16 protein-coding genes and 1 pseudogene are annotated in these 19,510 nt (G+C 69.9%); 12 read left to right on the top strand and 5 right to left on the bottom strand.

Annotated features, from left to right (window positions below):
* Positions 1-14: 14 nt before the first annotated feature.
* The 4 genes from AC4OXY_RS31075 to AC4OXY_RS31090 all read right to left on the bottom strand — a co-directional run bounded on the left by AC4OXY_RS31075 (position 15) and on the right by AC4OXY_RS31090 (position 5,005).
* Entirely contained in the window at positions 15-1,040 is a 1,026-nt protein-coding gene (locus tag AC4OXY_RS31075; RefSeq protein WP_356026527.1) for an ABC transporter ATP-binding protein, read from the bottom strand.
* Positions 1,041-1,049: 9 nt separating this feature from the next.
* On the bottom strand, positions 1,050-2,030 hold the full coding sequence (locus tag AC4OXY_RS31080) for an ABC transporter permease (RefSeq protein ID WP_356026529.1): 981 nt from the start codon (positions 2,028-2,030) through the stop codon (positions 1,050-1,052).
* Positions 2,031-2,112: 82 nt separating this feature from the next.
* Entirely contained in the window at positions 2,113-3,897 is a 1,785-nt protein-coding gene (locus AC4OXY_RS31085) for an ABC transporter substrate-binding protein (RefSeq protein WP_356026531.1), read from the bottom strand.
* 76 nt (positions 3,898-3,973) lie between these two features.
* Complete coding sequence (locus AC4OXY_RS31090; protein WP_356026533.1) at positions 3,974-5,005, bottom strand: ABC transporter permease; 1,032 nt, start codon at positions 5,003-5,005, stop codon at positions 3,974-3,976.
* 465 nt (positions 5,006-5,470) lie between these two features.
* On the opposite strand from AC4OXY_RS31090, the gene AC4OXY_RS31095 reads away from it, so the two are divergent.
* The 6 genes and pseudogenes from AC4OXY_RS31095 to AC4OXY_RS31120 all read left to right on the top strand — a co-directional run bounded on the left by AC4OXY_RS31095 (position 5,471) and on the right by AC4OXY_RS31120 (position 11,238).
* Positions 5,471-7,090 (top strand): peptide ABC transporter substrate-binding protein, encoded by a 1,620-nt coding sequence (locus AC4OXY_RS31095; protein ID WP_402063849.1) that lies wholly within the window; start codon positions 5,471-5,473, stop codon positions 7,088-7,090.
* Positions 7,091-7,096: 6 nt separating this feature from the next.
* Positions 7,097-8,020 carry an ABC transporter permease gene (locus tag AC4OXY_RS31100; protein WP_356026537.1) on the top strand — a complete coding sequence of 308 codons (924 nt, stop codon included), beginning with the start codon at positions 7,097-7,099 and terminating at the stop codon, positions 8,018-8,020.
* Positions 8,013-8,993 (top strand): ABC transporter permease, encoded by a 981-nt coding sequence (locus tag AC4OXY_RS31105; protein WP_491991444.1) that lies wholly within the window; start codon positions 8,013-8,015, stop codon positions 8,991-8,993. Before AC4OXY_RS31100 ends, AC4OXY_RS31105 begins: the two co-directional genes overlap by 8 nt.
* 92 nt (positions 8,994-9,085) lie before the next feature.
* Positions 9,086-9,193, top strand: a pseudogene (locus AC4OXY_RS31110) (ABC transporter permease); the annotation flags it as partial.
* Between the two features lie 7 nt (positions 9,194-9,200).
* A complete protein-coding gene (locus AC4OXY_RS31115; protein WP_356026541.1) occupies positions 9,201-10,184 on the top strand; it encodes an ABC transporter ATP-binding protein in 984 nt (327 codons plus the stop codon).
* Positions 10,168-11,238 carry an ABC transporter ATP-binding protein gene (locus AC4OXY_RS31120; RefSeq protein ID WP_356026543.1) on the top strand — a complete coding sequence of 357 codons (1,071 nt, stop codon included), beginning with the start codon at positions 10,168-10,170 and terminating at the stop codon, positions 11,236-11,238. The genes AC4OXY_RS31115 and AC4OXY_RS31120 overlap by 17 nt, the downstream gene beginning before the upstream one ends.
* 128 nt (positions 11,239-11,366) lie before the next feature.
* On the opposite strand, the gene AC4OXY_RS31125 is transcribed toward AC4OXY_RS31120, so the two are convergent.
* Positions 11,367-13,487 carry a S9 family peptidase gene (locus AC4OXY_RS31125; RefSeq protein WP_362823623.1) on the bottom strand — a complete coding sequence of 707 codons (2,121 nt, stop codon included), beginning with the start codon at positions 13,485-13,487 and terminating at the stop codon, positions 11,367-11,369.
* A 164-nt stretch (positions 13,488-13,651) separates the two neighbouring features.
* Between AC4OXY_RS31125 and AC4OXY_RS31130 the strand changes: the two genes are divergently transcribed.
* The 6 genes from AC4OXY_RS31130 to AC4OXY_RS31155 all read left to right on the top strand — a co-directional run bounded on the left by AC4OXY_RS31130 (position 13,652) and on the right by AC4OXY_RS31155 (position 19,509).
* Positions 13,652-13,846 carry a hypothetical protein gene (locus AC4OXY_RS31130; protein WP_356026547.1) on the top strand — a complete coding sequence of 65 codons (195 nt, stop codon included), beginning with the start codon at positions 13,652-13,654 and terminating at the stop codon, positions 13,844-13,846.
* Positions 13,847-13,931: 85 nt separating this feature from the next.
* Positions 13,932-14,789: an N-acetyl-1-D-myo-inositol-2-amino-2-deoxy-alpha-D-glucopyranoside deacetylase gene (gene mshB / locus AC4OXY_RS31135; protein WP_402063844.1), complete on the top strand. Its 858-nt coding sequence runs from the start codon at positions 13,932-13,934 to the stop codon at positions 14,787-14,789.
* Positions 14,786-15,202: a DUF6113 family protein gene (locus AC4OXY_RS31140; RefSeq protein ID WP_356026551.1), complete on the top strand. Its 417-nt coding sequence runs from the start codon at positions 14,786-14,788 to the stop codon at positions 15,200-15,202. The genes mshB and AC4OXY_RS31140 overlap by 4 nt, the downstream gene beginning before the upstream one ends.
* Positions 15,203-15,356: 154 nt before the next feature.
* Positions 15,357-17,651 (top strand): hypothetical protein, encoded by a 2,295-nt coding sequence (locus tag AC4OXY_RS31145; RefSeq protein WP_402063841.1) that lies wholly within the window; start codon positions 15,357-15,359, stop codon positions 17,649-17,651.
* A 167-nt stretch (positions 17,652-17,818) separates the two neighbouring features.
* Positions 17,819-18,772, top strand: coding sequence for an ABC transporter ATP-binding protein (locus tag AC4OXY_RS31150; RefSeq protein WP_376288818.1), 954 nt, complete (start codon positions 17,819-17,821; stop codon positions 18,770-18,772).
* Positions 18,769-19,509: an ABC transporter permease gene (locus AC4OXY_RS31155; protein ID WP_491991445.1), complete on the top strand. Its 741-nt coding sequence runs from the start codon at positions 18,769-18,771 to the stop codon at positions 19,507-19,509. Before AC4OXY_RS31150 ends, AC4OXY_RS31155 begins: the two co-directional genes overlap by 4 nt.
* Position 19,510: the final 1 nt, after the last annotated feature.

The raw sequence follows: 19,510 nt of genomic DNA on the forward strand, positions 1-19,510 counted from the left end.
CCGTCTGGTGTCCGTCAGTTGTGCCGGGTTCCGGCGAAGTCGGCGAAGAGGTCCTGCTTCTGCTCCGCGGTGAGGTGGCAGGCGGAGCCTCGGCCCTCGGCCACCTCCAGCGTCGGGCGCTCGGTGGAGCACCGGCCGTCCGACACCTTCTCGGCGAACGCGCAGCGCGGGTGGAAGCGGCAGCCGGACGGCGGGTTGAGCAGCGAGGGCGGGGAGCCGGGGATGGGGGAGAGCGGCACGTCGACCGGTCCCTCCAGGCTCGGCATCGAGTTCAGCAGACCCAGGGTGTAGGGGTGGTCCGGGGCGCTCAGCACCTGCTTCTTGGTGCCGCGCTCCACGCACCGGCCGCCGTACATCACCAGCACGTCGTCCGCGATGTCGGCGATGACGCCGAGGTCGTGGGTGATGAAGATGATGGCGGTGCCGAACTCCTGCTGGAGGTCCTTGAGCAGGTCCATGATCTGGGCCTGGACCGTCACGTCGAGGGCCGTGGTCGGCTCGTCGGCGATCAGCAGCTCGGGGTCGCAGACCAGCGCCATGGCGATCATCGCGCGCTGGCGCATACCGCCGGAGAACTGGTGCGGGTAGTCGTCCACGCGCGTGTCGGGCTGGGGGATGCCGACCCGGCGCAGCATCTCGATCGCCCGCGCCCGGGCCTCCTTCTTGGAGGCGCCGGTGTGCTTGCGGTACGTCTCGGCGATCTGCGCGCCGATGGTGTGGTAAGGCGAGAGCGAGGCCAGCGCGTCCTGGAAGATCATGGACATCTTGTTGCCGCGCAGCTTTTCCAGCTCGGACTCGGTGGCGCTGATCAGCTCCTTGCCGTCGAGCACGATCTCGCCGTCCATCGTGGTGTTCCGCGGGTCGTGCAGACCCAGGATCGCCATGTTGGTGACGGACTTGCCGGAGCCGGACTCGCCGACGATGCCGAGCGTCTTGCCCTTCTCCAGGTCGAACGACAGCCCGTCGACGGCCTTGACGACGCCGTCCTCGGTGGAGAAGTGGACCTTCAGGTCGCGCAGGGAGAGGAAGGGGGTGCTCATGGTCTCTCCTTAAGCGAGGCGCACGCGCGGGTCGATGAGGGCGTACACGGAGTCGACGATGATGTTGAAGACGACGATCGCCGCGGCGGCGACCAGGACGACTCCGAGCAGCATCGGCAGGTCGCTGGTGTTGACCGCCTTCACCGACAGCGCACCGATGCCCTGGAGGCTGAAGGTCGACTCGGTGATGATCGCGCCGCCGAGCAGCGTGCCGAGGTCGAGACCGAAGATGGTGACGATCGGGCCCATCGCGCCGCGCCAGGCGAAGCGGAAGAACACCGTACGGCGCGAGAGGCCCTTGGCGCGGGCGGTGCGGACGTAGTCCTCGCTGAGCGACTCGACCATCTGGGAGCGGGTCATACGGGTGTAGTTGGCGGTGAAGATCAGCGACAGCACCAGCCACGGCACCAGCAGGCCCTCGAACCACTGGCCGGGATTCTGGGTGAACGGCGTGTAGTTGGCCCGCACCAGCAGGTGCCACTGGTCCACGAGGAGGTAGGTGGCGAAGACGCCGACGACGTAGATCTGCATCGACGACGCGATCAGCGAGGCCGAGCTGGCGATCTTGTCGAGGGCCTTGCCCTGCTTCACCGCGGCCAGCATGCCGGTGCCGACACCGAAGATCACGAAGACCACGGCGCTGCCGATGGCCAGGGAGATGGTGGTCGGGAAGCGGTCCAGGATGGTGCCCATGACCGGCTCGCGGTTCTGGAACGAGTAGCCGAGGCACGGCGCGTTGCAGTGCCCGAAGGAGGCGTAGTCACGCCCCGTGAACACGCCCTTGAGCCAGTCCCAGTACTGCACGGGGAGCGAATGATCGATCCCCAGGTTCTTCTTCACCAGGGCCAGGGTCTCGGGGGTGCAGACCTTGCCGCACGCGATGCGGGCGGGGTCACGCGGAGCGGCGTAGAACAGGACGAACACCAGGGCGCTGATGATCAGCAGGATCACAGCGGCGCCGAGGGTCCGGCGGATGAGGAAGCGGAGCATGGCAGTTGGGTTTTCCTGACGGGATGCCGTAGGGGGTGAGACGGCGGGGCGGCGTCGTGGCCGCCCCGCCGGGGGTGGAACGTCAGGCCTTCACGAAGGTCTTGTACAGCAGGGTCGCCGAGAAGTTCGGGTCGTACTGCGCGCCGCCGACCTTCGAGCCGTACAGGTAGTAACGGCGCTGGAACGTCTCCGGGATGATCGGCGCGACCTCCTGCATGATCCGCTTGTCCAGCGCGGCCCAGGCCTTGCCCGCCTCCTGCTGGTCGGCGATCACCGCGTTCTTCTTGATCCCGTCGTTGATCCAGCTGATGTTGGTCTGCGAGATGTTGTTCTGGCCGTTGCCGATGGCACCGCCGTCGAACAGCGGCTGGATCACGGTGTAGGCGGTCGGCCAGTCCGGGGACCAGCCGAACCACATCACGTCGTAGCTGTTGTTGATCTGCTGGATCTGGTCGTAGTACGTGGTGTTGTCGACCGCCTTGATGACCGGCGTGAAGCCGGCCGCCTTCAGCGCGTTCTCGATGACGACCTTGGTCTTGTCGTAGGTCGGGTCCTTCGGGTACGCGTAGACGACCTTCATGCCCAGCTTGCCGGCCTCCTTCAGGAGCGCCTTGGCCTTGTCCGGGTCGCCCTGCGGCTTGGTGTCCTTGCCGTAGAGGTCGTACTTCGTGTAGCCGATGAGGTCCGGGCTCATGATCGTGGTCGCGAGGTCGCCGGCGGACGGGCCGCCGTAGATCTGGCGGATCTGCTGCAGCGGCCAGGCGTAGTTCAGGGCCTGGCGGACCTTCAGGTCGGTGACGCGCTTGGTGTTGATCGCGTAGTAGTAGACGCCCGGGGTGAGGCCGTTGAAGCTGCGGGCCTTCAGCTGCGGGTCGGTGAGCACCTTCTGGATGCGCTCGGCCGGGACGCCCTTGTAGATCGACACGGCGAACTGGTCGTTGCCCTGGTCCGCGATGAAGCGGTCGGTGGAGTCGAGCGACTCGATGCCGAAGGTGAACTCGAAGCCGTCCGGGTAGGCGTTGCGGATCGAGTCGGTCGCCGGGTCCCAGTTCGAGTTGCGGATCAGGACCATCGACTTGTCGGTCGTGTGGGCCTTGATCTTGTACGGACCCGAGGAGGCCGGCTGCTTGTCGTACTTCTCCTTGGTGTCCAGCTTCACGGACGTGGCGGCGTACGAGTGCATCGCCAGCGTGAAGTTGAAGTCCGGCTTGGGCTCGGCCAGCTTGAAGGTGATCGTCCGCTTCGTCTTGTCGGTGACGATCGAGTCGAGGTGCTTGCCCTTGTACGGGCCCTCGTACGCGTCACGCCACTTGGCGCTGCTGCCGGTCAGCGCGGCCTGGACGTAGGTGGCGCCCTCGGTGATGAACGGGGCCCACAGACGCTCGATGCCGTGGCGGACGTCGTCGACGGTCAGCTCGCTGCCGTCCTCCCACTTCAGACCCTCCTTCAGCGTGAAGGTCCAGGTCTTGTTGTCGGCGGAGGCGGTGCCGGTGTCGGTGGCGAGGTCGCCGACGAGCTTCTGGTGGCCCGTGGAGTCGATCTTGTAGCCGGTCAGGCAGCGGTGCAGGAGCAGCGCGGCCGTGGAGTTGTACGCGAAGTAGATGCGCTGCGGGTCGAGGTGCGAGAAGTCCTGCGGCGCCAGGCCGTAGATCGTGCCGCCCTTCTTCGCGCCGGGGATCTCCGGGGCCGGGCCGGTCGAGTCGGCCTTGGTGCCGATGGTGACCTTGGCGCCGGTGTACGAGGTGGCGCCGTCGGTCGGGGTGTTGCCGGTGCCGCCCCCGCCGCCGCTGCTGCACGCGGACAGCAGCGTCGAGCCCGCGGCCGCGACAGAGGTGGCGATGACAAAGTTTCTGCGGGAGAGAGACATGGCTGACCCGTTTTCTTAGTGGATGACAAGAGGTGCTTGACCCCGGCCGGGCCCCGTCGCCCGGTCGGGGTGGAACTCAGCGCTTGGTCTTCGGGTCCAGTGCGTCGCGGACCGAGTCGCCGAGAAGGTTGAAGGCGACGACGAAGATCACCATGGACACACCCGGGAAGAGCATGAAGGTGATGTCGTCCTGGTAGACCTTGGCGCCGTTCTGGATCATCACGCCCCAGTCGGGCGTCGGGTCGGAGAGCCCGACGCCGAGGAACGCGAGACCTGCTTCAGCGGTGACGTAGGTCGGGAGGAGCAGCGTTGCCTGGATGAGGATCGGGGTCCACAGGTTGGGCAGCAGTTCCTTGAAGATGATGCGGGCCGGGGAGGCGCCGGTGACCTTGGCCGCCTCGACGAACTCGCGCTCGCGCAGGGCGAGTACCTCGCCGCGCAGCAGTCGCGCGATGGAGGCCCAGCCGAAGGCCGTCATCACCGTGATGAGGCTGACGACGGTCAGCCAGGTCGGCGTGTTCTCCTCGGACGAGACGAAGATCGCGATGACCACGGGCCAGAAGGCGATGAAGAACAGGGTCTGCGGGAACGCCAGCAGGATGTCGATGATCCGGCCGACGAAGTAGTCCGTCTTGCCGCCCAGGTAGCCGGCGGTGATGCCGATGACGACGCCGAGCACGGTGGTCAGCAGCGCGGCGGCGGTGGCGATCATCAGCGAGTTGCGGATGCCGTAGAGCAGGAACGTGAACACGTCCCGGCCGAGCTGCGGCTCGATGCCGAACCAGAAGTCGGAGCTGATGCCGCCGTTGGGCTTGACCGGGTAGTTGAACTGGTTGAACAGGCCCGGGATGTTCATGCCGTACGTCGTGTACGGGTCCTTCCCGTACAGCTTGGCGATCAGCGGCGCGCCGACGCCCACGACGAAGAAGAAGATCACCACAAAGGCGGATATGACGCCCGTCCGGTCCCGCCTGAAGCGGATCCAGGCCAGGCGCCCCGGGGAGCGGCTCTCGGAGCCCTTGGGGTCGCCGGGCTTCGCCGATGCGGCGCTGTCTTCGTCGGTCACCTCGAGTGGGGCGGCCGGGGAAGGGGATGCGGGGGTGGTCATGATGCTCCGTGCCTTGTGGGTCAAGGCTCCGCAGGGCGCTCCCTACGGGCTACGCCGGACTTTTTCAACGCAATTCATTCAAGGTCAATAAATTCTCGGTCGCCTTGGTTGCGTCTTTACCTTATTTACTCTGTCTTGACCATTCCGTAGCTACGCGGGTAGTGCACTGCAATCAATCCGTGCTTCACATCGGACCAACTAGGCAAATCGGTCAATGAGTTCGATATGCGGACGGTGGTGTGTCGACATGCGTACATCGACCCGTCGCAATCCAACGTTTCGGCATCGTTACGCGAAGATCCGTTGCGCTCCTCCCGCAAGATCGTCCGACCGTCCGCGGACGGGTGCCTGCATTCGGCTGACGTGTCCCCCTAAAGGCCCCTCAATCCGGCGGCGCGCATGCGGAATGCTCGCAATCAGCCGATATTGACCGGTACCGGGTTGTTGATCGTGGAGGAGGCGGCCATGGGTGGAATCGCGCTCGCGCGATGGGCCGCCGGAGCGGGGGTCCTGGCGCTCGTCGCGACGGCCTGCGGGGGCGGCACCGGCGGCAGCGTCGGCACCGCCGTGCTCAGCTCCTCCTGGGGCGACCCGCAGAACCCGCTGGAGCCGGCCAACACCAACGAGGTGCAGGGCGGCAAGGTCCTCGACATGGTCTTCCGCGGGCTGAAGAGGTACGACCCGAGGACCGCCCGGGCGGAGAACTGGGTCGCGCGGTCCATCGACACCACGGACTCGCAGAACTTCACCGTCCGGCTGAAGGACTGGCGCTTCTCCAACGGCGAGAAGGTGACCGCCCGCTCCTTCGTGGACGCCTGGAACTACGGGGCGAGCCTGCGGAACAACCAGAAGAACGCCTACTTCTTCGGCTACATCGACGGGTACGACAAGGTCCACCCCGAGAGCGGCACCCAGAGCGCCGGCACCCTGTCCGGGCTCAGGGTCGTCGACGACCACACCTTCACCGTCCGGCTGAACCAGAAGTTCTCCGGCTTCCCCGACACCCTCGGCTACGCCGCCTTCGCCCCGCTGCCCCGCGCCTTCTTCACGCACCACGCGGCCTGGCTCGACAAGCCGGTCGGCAACGGCCCGTACACCATCGAGTCCTACACGAAGGGCTCGCAGATGACCCTGAGGAAGTGGGACGCCTACCCCGGCCCCGACAGGGCCCGCAACGGCGGCGTGACCCTGCGGGTCTACACGGACAACAACACCGCCTACACCGACCTGATGGCCGGCAACCTCGACCTCGTCGACGACATCCCGGCCGCCCAGCTGAAGAACGTCAGGAGCGACCTGGGCAACCGCTACATCAACACGCCCGCCGGCATCATCCAGACGATCGCCTTCCCCTACTACGAACCCGGCTGGAACAGGCCGGGCTCGGAGAAGGTACGCACCGGACTCTCCATGGCCATCGACCGGAAACAGATCACGCGGACCATCTTCCGTGGCACCCGCACCCCGGCCACCGACTGGACCTCCCCCGTCCTCGGCCTGGCCGGCGGCTACAGGCCCGGCCTGTGCGGCAGCGCCTGCGGCTACCGCCCCGCCGAGGCCAGAAAGCTGATCAAAGAGGGCGGCGGGATCCCCGGCGGCCAGGTCAGGATCACGTACAACGCGGACACCGGTTCGCACAGACAGTGGGTGGACGCCGTGTGCAACTCCATCAACAACGCCCTCGGCAACGGCAAGGCCTGCGTCGGCAACCCCGTCGGCACCTTCGCCGACTACCGCAACCAGATCGGGCAGCACAAGATGACCGGCCCCTTCCGCTCGGGCTGGCAGATGGACTACCCCCTCATCCAGGACTTCCTCCAGCCGCTCTACTACACCGACGCCTCCTCCAACGACGGCAAGTGGTCGAACCAGGACTTCGACCGGCTCATCGACCGGGCCAACGCCGAGACGGACCGGCCCAGGGCCATCGCCGACTTCCAGCAGGCCGAGGAGGTCGTCCGCGACCACATGGCCGCCATCCCGCTCTGGTACCAGAACGGCAGCGGCGGATACTCCGAGCGGCTGTCCGACGTGGCACTCAATCCGTTCAGCGTCCCCGTCTACTACGCGATCAAGGTCAGCTGAGCCGGCATGGGGCGCTACGTGGTCAGGCGGCTGCTGCAGATGGTCCCGGTGTTCATCGGCTCCACGCTGCTGATCTTCCTCATGGTGAACGTGATGGGCGACCCCGTCGCGGGCCTGTGCGGCGAGCGGGCCTGCGACCCGGGCACCGCCGCCCAGCTGCGCCGCGAGTTCGGCCTGGACAAGCCCGTCTGGCAGCAGTACGCGACCTACATGGGGAACGTCTTCACCGGCGACTTCGGTACGGCGTTCAACGGGCAGAAGGTCACCGAGCTGATGTCGACGGCGTTCCCCGTCACCGTCCGGCTGACGATCGTCGCCGTCGTCTGCGAGATCGTCATCGGCATCACGCTCGGCGTCGTGACCGGCCTGCGCCGCGGCCGACCCGTCGACACGGGCGTCCTCCTCGGCACCCTGGTGGTGATCTCCGTCCCCACCTTCGTCACCGGCCTGCTGCTCCAGCTGCTCCTCGGCGTCCAGTGGGGCTGGATCAAACCGTCCGTCTCGCCGGCCGCCCCGATCGACGAGCTGATCGTGCCGGGCCTCGTCCTCGCCTCGGTCTCCCTCGCCTACGTCACCCGGCTCACCCGCACCTCGATCGCCGAGAACAAACGGTCCGACTACGTCCGCACGGCCGTCGCCAAGGGCCTGCCCCGCCACCGCGTCGTCGTACGGCACCTGCTGCGCAACTCGCTCATCCCCGTGGTCACGTTCATCGGCACCGACGTCGGCGCGCTGATGGGCGGCGCGATCGTCACCGAGCGCATCTTCAACATCCACGGCGTCGGCTACCAGCTGTACCAGGGCATCCTGCGCCAGAACACCCAGACGGTCGTCGGCTTCGTGACGGTCCTCGTCCTGGTCTTCCTGGTCGCCAACCTCGTCGTCGACCTCCTGTACGCCGTACTCGACCCGAGGATCCGCTATGCCTGAGCAGCCGTACGAGCCCGAGCGCGCGATCGCCGGGACCGGTATGGGCGGTGCCATGGACCTCGCGGCGAGCGAGGCGACGACCCTGGAACCGACGCCGACCGGCCCGGCGCCTGCCGGCCCGGTCGGCAAGCCGCGCTCCCTCTGGTCCGACGCCTGGCGCGACCTGCGCCGCAACCCGGTCTTCCTGCTCTCCGCCCTGGTCATCGTCTTCCTGGTCCTCGTCTCCCTGTGGCCCTCGGCGATCGCCTCCGGCTCCCCCCTGACCTGCGACCTGGCCAGGGCCCAGGACGGCCCGGGACCGGGCGCGCCCTTCGGGTACGACGGACAGGGCTGCAACGTCTACACCCGCACCGTCTACGGCGCCCGTACGTCCGTCACGGTCGGCGTGCTGGCCACGCTCGGGGTGTCCGTCCTCGGCTCCGTCCTGGGGGGCCTCGCGGGCTACTTCGGCGGCGTGTGGGACGCGATCCTGTCCCGGATCACCGACATCTTCTTCGCCATCCCGGTCGTCCTCGGCGGTCTCGTCCTCCTCTCCGTGGTGACCAGCAATACGGTCTGGCCGGTCATCGGGTTCATGGTGCTGCTCGGCTGGCCGCAGATCTCCCGCATCGCGCGCGGCTCGGTCATCACCGCCAAGCAGCACGACTACGTCCAGGCCGCCCGCGCCCTCGGCGCCTCGGACACCCGCATCCTGCTGCGCCACATCGCCCCCAACGCGGTGGCCCCGGTGATCGTGGTCGCCACCATCGCCCTCGGCACGTACATCGCCCTGGAGGCGACCCTGTCCTACCTCGGCGTGGGGCTGAAACCCCCCAGCGTCTCCTGGGGCATCGACATCTCCGCCTCCTCCCCCTACATCCGCAACGCCCCCCACGCCCTCCTGTGGCCCTCGGGCGCACTGGCCGTCACGGTGCTGGCGTTCATCATGCTCGGCGACGCTGTCCGCGACGCTCTCGATCCGAAGTTGAGGTGAGGGGTGTGCTTCTTGACGTGCGGGAGTGGCGTGGAGGTTCGGGTCCAGGGCGGTGCCGGTCCGGGCCGGTGGCGTGGAGTGGGCGGGGGTGGGCGGGGCACGCCCTCCTGTGGCCCTCGGGGGCACTGGCCGTCACGGTGCTGGCGTTCATCATGCTCGGCGACGCGGTCCGCGACGCTCTCGACCCGAAGCTGAGGTGATCGTGCCGTGCTGCTCGAAGTGCGGGACCTGCACGTGGAGTTCCGGACCCGGGACGGGGTCGCCAGGGCGGTCAACGGGGTGTCGTACGCCGTGGACGCGGGCGAGACGCTGGCCGTGCTCGGGGAGTCCGGGTCGGGCAAGTCGGTGACGGCGCAGGCCGTGATGGGGATCCTCGACATGCCGCCCGGCAGGATCACCGGCGGACAGATCCTCTTCCAGGGACAGGATCTGCTGAGGCTGAAGGAAGAGGAGCGGCGGAAGATCAGGGGCGCCGACATGGCCATGATCTTCCAGGACGCCCTGTCGGCCCTCAACCCCGTCGTCTGCGTGGGCGATCAGCTCGGCGAGATGTTCGTCGTGCACCGGGGCATGTCGAAGAAGGACGCGCGGGCCAGGGCCGTCGAGCTGATGGAGCGGGTGCGGATCCCGGGGGCCGCGCAGCGGGTGCGGGACTATCCCCATCAGTTCTCCGGCGGCATGCGCCAGCGCATCATGATCGCCATGGCGCTCGCCCTGGAGCCCGCGCTGGTCATCGCCGACGAGCCCACCACCGCCCTCGACGTCACCGTGCAGGCCCAGGTCATGGACCTGCTCGCGGAGCTGCAGCGCGAGTACCGCATGGGGCTCATCCTCATCACCCATGATCTCGGCGTCGTCGCCGACGTCGCCGACCGCATCGCCGTGATGTACGCGGGCCGCATCGTCGAGTCCGCGCCCGTCCTCGACCTGTACAAGGCCCCCGCCCACCCCTACACCCGGGGCCTGCTGGACTCCATCCCGCGCCTGGACCAGAAGGGCCAGGAACTGTACGCCATCAAGGGCCTGCCGCCGAACCTGACGAGCATCCCGCCCGGCTGCGCCTTCCACCCCCGCTGCCCGATGGCCCAGGACGTCTGCCGTACGGACGAACCGGCCCTGTACGCGGTGTCCCCGGCCCGGGGCAGCGCCTGCCACTTCTGGAGGGAGTGCCTGCATGGCCCCGAGCAGTGAGCCGATCCTCCAGGTCAGCGGGCTCGTCAAGCACTACCCGCTCACCCGGGGCGTCCTCTTCAGGAAGCAGATCGGCGCGATCAGGGCCGTCGACGGCGTCGACTTCACCCTCGGCAGGGGCGAAACCCTCGGCATCGTCGGCGAGTCCGGCTGCGGCAAGTCCACGGTCGCCAAGCTGCTGTGCAACCTGGAACGCCCGACGGCCGGGTCGATCCGGTTCAAGGGCGAGGACATCACCCGGCTGTCCGGCCGCGCCCTGAAGGCCGTACGCCGCAACATCCAGATGGTCTTCCAGGACCCGTACACCTCCCTCAACCCCCGCATGACCGTCGGCGACATCGTCGGGGAGCCGTACGACATCCACCCCGAGGCGGCCCCGAAGGGCGAGCGCCGCCGCCGGGTCCAGGAACTGCTGGACGTCGTCGGCCTCAACCCGGAGTACGTCAACCGCTATCCGCACCAGTTCTCCGGCGGCCAGCGCCAGCGCATCGGCATCGCCCGGGGGCTGGCGCTGCGCCCGGAGGTCATCGTCGCCGACGAACCCGTCTCCGCCCTCGACGTCTCGGTCCAGGCCCAGGTGATCAACCTGCTCGACCGGCTCCAGTCCGAGTTCGACCTCTCCTACGTCTTCATCGCCCACGACCTGTCGATCGTGCGGCACATCTCGGACCGGGTCGGGGTCATGTACCTGGGCCGGATCGTGGAGACCGGCCGGGACACCGAGATCTACGACCATCCCACACACCCCTACACCCAGGCGCTCCTGTCGGCGGTCCCCGTCCCCGACCCCGAGGCCCGCGACCGGCGCGAGCGGATCATCCTCACCGGTGACGTGCCCTCGCCGGCGAACATCCCCTCCGGCTGCCGCTTCCGCACCCGCTGCTGGAAGGCCCGGGAGCGGTGCGTGGTGGAGGTCCCGGCGCTGGCGGTCCCGGAGGTCTTCCGGGGCGGCACGGGTCCGGCGGCCCACGACTCCGCCTGCCACTTCGCGGAGGAGCTCCAGGTGGTCCCGGCGGAGGGCGCCGCCGGGGAGAACGGCAGCGGGCCGGGATGACATGGCGCATCCCGGCCCGCTTACGGCACCCGCACGGCCGTACGCTGTTCAGGATCCAGCGTCCGTATATCGGTACGGCTTCTGTGAAGTTGCCTGCGTGTTAACGCGGTTGAGGGGTGTTTGCGGCGCTATGCCATGCCCAGCGACCGCTTGAGGAAGTCCAGCTGGAGCCGGAGCAGGTTCTCGGCGACCGTCTCCTGCGGGGTCATGTGCGTCACCCCGGACAGCGGCAGGACCTCGTGCGCACGGCCGGCGGCCAGCAGGGCGGAGGACAGCCGCAGGGAGTGGGCGACCACCACGTTGTCGTCCGCCAGACCGTGGATGATCATCATCGGGCGGTGCGGTTCGGCCGGGTCGACCAGGCCCGCGTCGTCCACCAGCGAGTTGCGCCGGTAGACCTCGGGCCGCTCGCCCGGGTCGCCGAGGTAGCGCTCCTGGTAGTGGGTGTCGTACAGCCGGAGGTCGGTGACCGGCGCTCCGACGACCGCCGCGTGGAAGACGTCCGGGCGGCGCAGCGCCGCGAGCGCCGCGAGATAGCCGCCGAAGGACCAGCCCCGGATCGCCACCCGGCCGAGGTCCAGCGGGAACCGCTCGGCGAGCGCGTGCAGCGCGGCGACCTGGTCCTCCAGTACGACGGCCGCGAGGTCGTCCCGGACCGACTTCTCCCAGCCCGGCGAACGCCCCGGGGTGCCGCGCCCGTCGGCGACGATCACCGCGAAGCCCTGGTCGGCGAACCACTGCGAGGTGAGGTGGGCGTTGTGCGCGGCGACCACCCGCTGGCCGTGCGGTCCGCCGTAGGGGTCCAGCAGGACCGGCAGGGGCGTGTCCCCGGAGTAGTCCCGGGGCATAAGCACGGCGCACGGAATTCGGCGTGCGCCCCCCTCGACCAGGGTCACCCGAGGGGACAGACCGGGATCTTCGGCATATGACCGGACAGTGGCCACCGTCTTTCCGTCACGCAGCACCTGCACCCGGGCGCCGGGCCGGTCCAGGCTCGTGGACACGAGCACCGTCACATCGCCCGCACGCGTCGCCGTGTGCACACCGGGCTCCTGGGACACACGCTCCACACCCAGTTCGTTCACGCGGTACACATGAACTTCGCCAATTTCCCCGGCATGTGCCTCGTGGCCGGTCGAGGCGGAAACCAGCACGTCGCTCTCGCCCACGTCCAGCACCGCCCGGATGTGCAACTGACCGCTGGTCAGGGGACGTTCGCCGACCGCGAGCGCCCGGGTGCCCCCCTCGTCCACGATGCGGACGAGCTGCCCTGAGGGGCTCCAGCAGGGCACGCCAGGGAAAAGTTCCAGCCAAATCGGATCTTCGTCGGCGTGCACCATCCGCGTGGCCCCGGTGTCCGGATCCACGGCCAGGAACAGCTGGCTCCGCTGGTCCCGCGCCTGCACCAGCAACAGCGGCGCACCCGCCGCTGACCAGTGCACACGCGCGAGATACGGATAGCGCTCCCGGTCCCAGCCGACCTCCGTGCGCTCCCCGTCGAGGCCGAGCACGAACAGCCGCACGTCCGCGTTCGGGGTGCCGGCGGCCGGGTAGGCCACGTTAACTGGCTCACGCTCCGGGTGGGCCGGATCCGCGATCCACCACCGCTTCACCGGCGTGTCGTCCACGCGCGCCACGAGCAGCCGGCGCCCGTCCGGCGCCCACCAGAAGCCCCGCGAACGCCCCATCTCCTCCGCCGCGATGAACTCGGCGAGGCCGTAGGCGATGTGCTCCGACTCCGGTTCCGCGAGGGCCCGGTCCTGCTCCCCGTCCGCGCCCACGACCCGCAGCGCACCCCGCGCGACGTACGCGACGTGCCGGCCGTCGGGGGCGGGACGCGGGTCGATCACCGGTCCCGGGACCCGGAGTTCACGCGTGGTGCCGGCCCGCAGCTCGGCCGTGAAAAGCCGCCCTGACAAGGCGAAAGACGCCAGCTCCACGGCCGTGTCGGTGGCGTAGCCGACGATCCCGGCACCGCCCTCCCGGCTGCGCTCGCGGCGCGCCCGCTCCTGCGCGGACAGCTCCTCGGAGGCGCCGGCGAGGAGGGTGCGCGGATCGGCGGCCGGCCGCTCGGCGCCGTCCGGAAGATCGAGAACCCAAAGGGAGTTGGCCCGGTCGTCGCCGGAGCCGGAGCGGAGGAACGCGACACGCGAACCGTCGGGCGCCACGGTGAACGAACGCGGCGCGCCGAGCGTGAACCGCTGTGTCCGGGCGTGCCGTCGGGGGAAGGAGTCAGCCTCGGTCGTCATGCCTCGACCATATTGGCCATGCGCCCCCTTGTGCGGCCGTGCGCCGAGCGATGCGCGAGCACGCATAGTTATGATCACTACCGCTGTGTGGGTATGAACCCGCTGGCGTCCGTGTGGACTTGGTCAACTGATCCGGATCTGGCGATCTTTGGAGGTGAGCCGCCGTGGCACTCTCGATTTCGGCGGTGGTGCTGCTGGCGATCATCGTCTTCCTGCTGATCAAGAAGTCGGGGTTGAAGGGCGGGCACGCGCTCGTCTGCATGCTGCTCGGCTTCTACCTCGCCTCCTCGACCATCGCACCCACGATCAGCCAGCTGACGACGAACGTCGCGAGCATGATCGGCAGCATCAAGTTCTGAGGGGCCGGGAGGTCACCGCCGACGGCCTGCCGCGCCGACGGCCTGCCGCGCTGCAAGAGCGCCGCAGCCTCGTAGGGTGGACCCCATGACGGAACTGCCCGACCGGCGTCTTCTCCTGGTGCACGCGCATCCGGACGACGAGTCGATCAACAACGGCGCGACCATGGCCCGGTACGCGGCCGAGGGGGTCCATGTGACCCTGGTCACCTGCACCCTCGGAGAGCGCGGCGAGGTCATTCCGCCCGAGCTGCGGCATCTGACCGGTGCCGCGCTGGGCCTGCACCGGCGTGGCGAGCTGGCCGACGCCGTGCGTGCGCTCGGGGTGAGCGACGCCCGGCTGCTCGGCGGCGCGGGGCGGTACGGGGACTCCGGGATGATGGGCATCGCGGACAACGAGGACCCGGGGTGCTTCTGGCAGGCCGGTGTCGACGAGGCCGCCGGGCGGCTTGCCGAGGTGATCCTCGACGTCCGGCCCCAGGTGCTCGTGACGTACGACGACAACGGCGGATACGGCCACCCGGACCACATCCAGGCCCACCGGGTCGCCATGCGCGCCGTCGAGCTGGCGGACGAGCGCGGGCACCGGATCGCGAAGGTCTACTGGAACCGCGTCCCGCGCTCCGTCGCCGAGGCCGCCTTCGAGCGGCTCCAGGAGGAGCTGTCCGCACTGCCGTTCGACAAGAGCGCGTCCCTGGCCGACGTGCCGGGTGTCGTGGACGACGGGCGGATCACCACCGCCGTCGACGGCGCGCCGTACGCCGCCGCCAAGGCCGCCGCGATGCGCGCCCACGTCACCCAGATCGAGGTGGCCGAGCCGTACTTCGCGCTCTCCAACGAGCTGGCCCAGCCGCTGTTCACCACCGAGTACTACGAGCTGGTGCGCGGCACGGCCGAGCCCGGGGAGAGCGACCTGTTCGCGGGCGTCGAGGGGGCGGGGGCATGAGCAACTCGGGACAGGGACCGATGCTCGCCCAGCCGCTGCAACGGCCCTCCGCCGGACGCGTCGCCGCCTACGCCGGCCTCTTCCTGCTCGGTGCGGTCGTCGGTCTCGCCGGGACCCTGGTGCAGGCCGGCTGGTTCCCCGGCGGGCTGCTGCTCGCGCTCGTCGGCTCGGCCGGGCTGTTCCTCGGCGGTGCGTACGCCACCGGCGGGCGCGGCGGGGCCGTGGCACCGGTGGCCGGCTGGATCATCGCCGTCATCCTGCTCACCACCTCGCGCCCCGAGGGCGACTTCCTGTTCAGTGCCGGGGGGTCGTCCTATCTCTTCCTGCTGGGTGGCATGGTGGTCGCTGTGATCTGCGCCACCATCGGCGCGGGGCGGCAACCTGGCGGCGGCCCCGCCCGACTTGGGAAGTGACGTACCACTTCGCCGTACCACGCACGTGCGAGTCCGGTGTGGGTTTCCTCAGCGGTCATGGGATAAGCGCCAGAAGTGGCCAGTATGGTGGTGCGCGCCGCCGAGCCGCCCGCGAGGTCGTAACGGGCGGCGGAGCCAACTGGGAGAACCTGCCTTGAGTCGTGAAACTGACACTCCGTCCTCCGGGCCCAACGGGCGTGGAGGAGCCGCATACCCCTCCGGCACGCCGCCGTACGGGACCCCCATGGCTACCGATGACGGTTCGGGTGCGGGCCGTTCGGGCACGCAGCCGGAGGAGAAGAAGACCGAGACCACGCTGACGACCCGGATCCGGATCAACATCCCCGGATCCCGGCCGATTCCGCCGGTCGTCGTGCGCAAGCCCGTCGGCGACACCGACGCCGGTGAGGACGCGCCCGCCGCCGACACGCGGCCCGCGGCCGAGCGCCCGGCCGCCGAGGCCCCTGCCGCGCCGCCGGCCCAGGCCGACGAGAAGGCCAGCGACTGGTTCGCACCCCGCAAGTCCTCGGCGCCCAAGGGCGGTCCGGGCGGCGGCGGAACCCAGGGCGGTTCCACCGGTACCGGTGGCGCCACGGGTGCGCCGGCCGCCCGTCCGGGTGGTGCGGGAGCGTCCGGTACGACGGGTACCACCGGCGCACGCTCCGGCGGCGGCCGTCCCGGCGGCGTCGTCGGCTCCATGAGCGTCCCCGGCGCCACCCGCTCCGGCAGCACGAACGGCGCCGGCCTGCCCGGCGCCACCGGCGGCCCCGTCGCCCCCGGACACGGCGGCGGCACCGGCTCCTTCGACGTGACCGAGGCGCTGAACGCGGGCCCGCTGGCAGGCGGTTCCCGCCCCGGCCCGGCCGCGAACGCCGAATCCCGCCGCGACGAACTGCCGTACTTCTCGGAGAACGGCGGCCAGGACACCTACGGCGGTGCGGGCGCCCCCGGGCACGACGGCTTCGGCACGGGCGCGAGCGGTGCCAACGGGCACGGCGGCGCCAGCGGCCTGGGCGGTCCGAACGGCCCCGGCGGCCTGGGCGGCGGCCCGGCCGGCCCCACCAGCGGCCCCGTCACCGGCGACGGCGCCCTCGCCCCGTCGGCCGGCGGCCCCCGCCCGGGCGCCGACCCGTTCGCGGCCCCGGGCAGCGGCGGCCGGAGCACTCCGCCGCCGCACAGCGCCCTCGCCGACATCGCCGACCTGGACGGTCCGGCGGTGCCCGGCGCTCCGGCCGCTCCTCCGGGTGGTCCCGGCGGGCTCGGCCCCGGCGGCGGGCTCAGCGACGACACCGCGATCCTCACCCCGCAGAAGCCGGCTCCAGAACCGGGCACCCCCGGCTACCGCCGTGCCGACAACGTCTCCGGACACACCGTCACCAGCGGCATCCCGGTCGTCCCGAGCGGCGGCAACTCCCCGTTCGGCGGCGCCGGGAACCAGACCGACCCGGCCGCCGTGCCGGAGCCGGCCCCCGCGCCGAAGCCCAAGGCGCAGGCCGCGCCGAAGAAGAAGGGCCGCAGCAAGCTGGTGCTGCTCGGCGCCGGTGTGGTCGTCGTCGCGGGCGGCGCCTACGGCGCCGGACTGCTGATGAACCACACCGACGTGCCCAAGGGCACCACCGTGCTCGGCGTCGACATCGGCGGCGGCACCCGCGACGACGCCGTCAAGAAGCTCGACGACGCGTTCGGAAGCCGGGTGAACAAGCCGCTGAGACTCACCGTGGACGGCAGGACGGTGACCCTCGCGCCGGAGAACGCGGGGCTCCAGTTCGACTTCCAGGCCACCGTCGGCAAGGCCGCGACCAGCGACTACAACCCCGTCCACGTCATCGGCTCGCTCTTCGGGCAGAAACGTGTGATCGCGCCCGAGATGCCGGTGGACGAGGAGAAGCTCCAGGCCGCCCTCCAGCAGGCCGGCGGCGGCTCCGGCCTCTCGTCCGACGGCACCATCAGGTTCGAGGCGGGCCGGGCCGTCGCCGTCTACGGCAAGGCGGGCAAGGGCATCGACGCGGCCTCCGCGACCAAGGCGGTCGAACAGGCCTACCGCACCGCCGTGGAGACGGACACCGCGCCCCCGGTCGCCGTCCCGACGGCCACGCGGCAGCCGACGGTGCCGAACGCCGAGGTCGACCGCGAGATGAAGGAGTTCGCGGAGCCGGCGATGTCGGGCAAGGTGACGGTGATGACGGACGCCGCGCACTCGATCCCGATGAGCCCGCAGAAGTCGCTGTGGAAGTTCCTCAGGGTGAAGGCCGTCAACGGCAAGCTGGTCGACAGTCCCGACATGGCCGCTCTGCAGCAGCTCTACGGCAACGCCTTCAACGGCGTGCTCATCACCCGCGGCAACGGCAAGAAGACGCCGGTCACGCCGCAGGACGTGTACGGCGCCCTGCGCCAGGCGCTGATGAGCAGGACCAACCGGGTCGCGGTCATCTCGACCAACCCCAGCTAGTCACACGGCACTTGGCGGGGCGCCCGGTGCGGACACCGGGCGCCCCTTCGCCGTGCCCGTCTCCCGGCCCCGCCGTGCCTGTCACCCGATCCGCATGACATCTGTCATCCGCCTCTCAGGACCGCCGACACTGCCGGGCCCGGCGCCCGTTCGGCGAGCATGGGGGCATGACAACGACTGCGGCACCGGCCACCGCCACCCCGGTGGTCGGCTTCGACCAGGTGACCAAGACGTACGGCAGTGTGCGGGCCGTGGACGGGCTCTCCCTGGCCCTGCACCCCGGCGAGACCGTCGCCCTCCTCGGCCCGAACGGGGCCGGCAAGTCCACCACCCTCGATCTGCTCCTCGGTCTGAAGAACGCCGACAGCGGCACGGTGAACGTGTTCGGCACCAGCCCGCGCGAGGCCATCGTCGCCGGGCGCGTCGGCGCCATGCTCCAGAGCGGCGGCCTGATGGACGAGGTCACCGTCGGCGAGATGGTGAAGCTGGCCTGCTCGCTGCACCCCAAGGCGTACAAGGCGGCCGAGGTGATGGCCCGCGCGGGCATCACGCAGATCGCCGACCGCAAGGTCAACAAGCTCTCCGGCGGCCAGGCCCAGCGCGTGCGGTTCGCCCTGGCCACCGCCGGTGACAGCGACCTGATCATCCTGGACGAGCCGACCACCGGCATGGACGTCTCCGCCCGCCAGGCCTTCTGGGCCACCATGCGCGAGCAGGCCGACCAGGGCCGTACGGTCCTCTTCGCCACCCACTACCTCGAAGAGGCCGACGCGATCGCCGACCGGGTGCTCGTGCTGCACCGCGGCCGGCTCCTCGCCGACGGCACCGCCGCCGAGATCAAGGCCAAGGCCGGCGCCCGGCGCATCGCCTTCGACCTGGAGGGCGCCGTCGACGAGGCCGCCCTGCGCGCCCTGCCGTTCCTCACCTCGGTCACTGTGTCCAACAGCGGCTCCGCCGCGGGGTCCGGGCAGACCGTCCGCATCCAGTCGTCCGACGCCGACGCCACCGTCCACGCCCTGTACGGCCTCGGCGTCTACCCCCGCAACCTCGAAGTCGCCGGCCTCGGTCTGGAGCAGGCCTTCGTCGCCATCACGGAGGCCGAGGAGGCCAAGCAGTCATGAACGCCCTGATCAAGCTGGAACTGATCCGCTCCTTCCGCAACAAGAAGTTCCTGTTCTTCTCGGTGCTCTATCCCTCGATCATCTACCTGATCTTCTCCAGCAGCTCCGGCTCGGACCAGAAGGTCGACGGCACCGGCCTGACCGTCGCCACCTACCTGATGGTCTCCATGGCCTCCTTCGGCGCCCTGACCGCCGTCCTCATGGGCAACAGCGAGCGCATCGCCAAGGAGCGCGAGAGCGGCTGGGTACGGCAGCTGCGGCTGACCCCGCTGCCCGGGCGCGGCTACGTCCTCGCCAAGACCGCCGGCGCCGCCGTGGTGAGCCTGCCGTCGATCGTCGTGGTCTTCGCGGCCGCGGCCGCGATCAAGCACGTACGCCTGGACGCCTGGCAGTGGCTCGCCCTCACCGGGGTCATCTGGGCCGGCAGCCTCGTCTTCGCCGCCCTCGGCGTCGCCATCGGCTACGTCGCCTCCGGGGACGCGGTCCGCCCCATCACGATGATCATCTACTTCGGTCTGTCGATCCTCGGCGGCCTGTGGATGCCGACGACGACCTTCCCGAAGATCATGCAGGACATCGCGAAGTGGTTGCCCACGCACGCGTACGCTGCTCTCGGGCGGGCGATCGAGCAGAGCCAGGCCCCGCACACGACGGACATCGCCATCCTCGCCGGCTACTTCGTCCTGTTCGCGGGCGGCGCGGCCTGGCTGTACCGGAAGGACACGCTGAAGGCGTGAG

This window comes from Streptomyces sp. HUAS MG56, from assembly GCF_058673395.1.